This window comes from Microcella sp. (assembly GCF_033763155.1).
Taxonomy (GTDB): domain Bacteria; phylum Actinomycetota; class Actinomycetes; order Actinomycetales; family Microbacteriaceae; genus Microcella.
This window is the reverse complement of sequence record NZ_JANRKZ010000207.1, coordinates 1-1993: the sequence shown is the minus strand read 5'-3', so window position 1 is coordinate 1993 and position 1993 is coordinate 1. Positions and strand designations below refer to the sequence as shown.

Sequence of the window (1993 nt, the reverse complement as noted above, 5' to 3'; positions counted from 1 at the left end):
GATCGCCTCGAGGCCCTGCGGTGGCGACGAAGTCGAGCCATGGCCGTCGATGCCCCCTCGTTTTTGTTCATCTGCTCGGGCAATGCCGGCCGGTCACAGCTGGCCGCGTCGCTCATGCGCGCTATCGCTCCCCTGGGCGCGCGCGTGATGAGCGCCGGAGAGGCACCCGCTGCGCGCGTTTTGCCCGGGGTCACCGAAGCGCTCGACGAGCTCGGCATCGCGGCGTTCGGCGAGTATCCCAAGCCGATCGCCCCCGAATTCGTCATGGCGGCCGACCACATCGTGGTGCTCAACTGCAATGACGAGCTTGAGGCGCTCGCCGGGCGTGAGTATCGCCGCTGGGACATCCCGCTCGACCGCACGAGTGGAAAAGCGGGCATGCGCGCGACGCGCGATCACATCATCGTCGACGTGCGCGCGCTCGCGATCGAGCACGGCATCGACCCCCTCGGGCTCTAGACGCGGTGCTGCGGCGCGAGCACGAGGCGCACAACCAGCAGGCCGAGTGCTGCCCCGACGACCTGTGCGGCAATAAACGCTGGCGCACTTTCGGGTGCGATGCCCGCAAAGCTGTCGCTGAGAATGCGGCCTAGCGTGATTCCGGGGTTCGCGAAGCTCGTTGAACTCGTGGCGAAATAGGCGCTGCCGATATAGAGCCCGACGGCGGCCGGCACCCAGTTCTGCTGCCCGCGTGCCACGAGGGTCAGGATGACCGCGACAAGCCCCGCGGTGGCCACGACTTCGCCGAGCAGCAGCCCGAGGTCGGCGCGCACGGTCGTGCTGATCGATACGGCCGCTCCTCCGAACATGAGGTTGGCCAACATCGCGCCCGCGGCAAAGCCGACGAGTTGGGCGGCAACGGTCGGCAGGATTTCTCGCACCGCAACGAGTCGCTGCGCCGCGAGCGCGGCGGTCACGACGGGGTTGAGGTGGGCGCCGCTCACAGGGCCCACCACGACGATGAGCACGACGAGTGCGGCTGCCGTTGCCACGGCGTTGATCAGCAACTGCACGCCGATGTCGTCGGTCAAGCGAGTGGCCATGATTCCCGAGCCCACGACGGTGGCGATGAGGGCTGCGCTGCCGAGAGCTTCGGCGAGCATCCGTCGCGCGAGTGAGGGCATGGGGGCTGGAGTGGTGGGCTCGGTCACGGGCACACTGTAGCCGCTCGCATAGACTCGGGTCTATGAGAGACCGCGCCACGGTGAGCCCTGAGCTCGGCGCGCTCGGTGATCCCACTCGCGGAGCCATCGCTCGACTGTTGCTCGACGCCCCCGATCACTCGTTGACCGTCGGACGCTTGACCGCCGCCCTCGACTTGCGACAGCCCACGGTGTCGCATCACCTCCGGGTCTTGCACGATGCGGGGCTCGTTGAGCGCGCTCCCCGCGGGCGCGAGGTCTGGTACTCGCTGAGCGAGGTAGTGGCCGCACGGCTCGAAGAGTGGGCGCCCGACTCGGGCGATTCGTCGATCAGTGAGGCACTCATGGATCGCATCACCGACGACCTCAGTGCGCGATTCGCCGGCACGTTCTCGCGCGAGACCGTAGAACGTGTGGTGCTCGACAGCCATGACTTGCTCCGTGCGCGAGAAGGAGGTCGCGTCTTCCCGTCGGCGATCGCGCAGTTTGCGGCCGAGCGATTGACGGCGCAAGAAACCACGGCCGCCGACCTCATCGCCGACCGGCCGGCCGGCCGGCCCATCGAGGTGCTCTTCGTGTGCGTGCAGAACGCCGGGCGCTCACAACTCGCCGCCGCCATCATGCGCCATCTCGGAGGCAGTCGGGTGCGCGTTCGCACGGCGGGGTCGGCCCCGATTGATGCGATTCGCCCCGCGGTCGTGACGGCACTGGATGAAATCGGCGTGCCCCTCGGGGGCGAGTTTCCGAAACCGCTCACCGACGACGTCGTGCGAGCGGCCGACGTCGTGATCACGATGGGCTGTGGGGATGCGTGCCCGGTGTACCCCGGACGCCGCTACCTCGACTGGCCC

Annotated in this window: 3 protein-coding genes; 2 read left to right on the top strand and 1 reads right to left on the bottom strand. The window is 68.3% G+C overall.

The genetic code is table 11. The annotated features are described in order from the left end of the window. Positions 1 to 459, top strand: a 459-nt coding sequence (locus SFU54_RS09005) for a low molecular weight phosphatase family protein (protein WP_413466594.1), incomplete at its 5' end; no start/stop codon positions are given. On the opposite strand, the gene SFU54_RS09000 is transcribed toward SFU54_RS09005, so the two are convergent. Continuing rightward, a complete protein-coding gene (locus tag SFU54_RS09000) occupies positions 456 to 1151 on the bottom strand; it encodes an aquaporin (RefSeq protein ID WP_319015946.1) in 696 nt (231 codons plus the stop codon). The genes SFU54_RS09005 and SFU54_RS09000 overlap by 4 nt on opposite strands. Positions 1152 to 1186: 35 nt before the next feature. On the opposite strand from SFU54_RS09000, the gene SFU54_RS08995 reads away from it, so the two are divergent. Beyond that, a partial coding sequence (locus SFU54_RS08995) for a metalloregulator ArsR/SmtB family transcription factor (RefSeq protein ID WP_319015945.1) occupies positions 1187 to 1993 on the top strand: 807 nt, incomplete at its 3' end.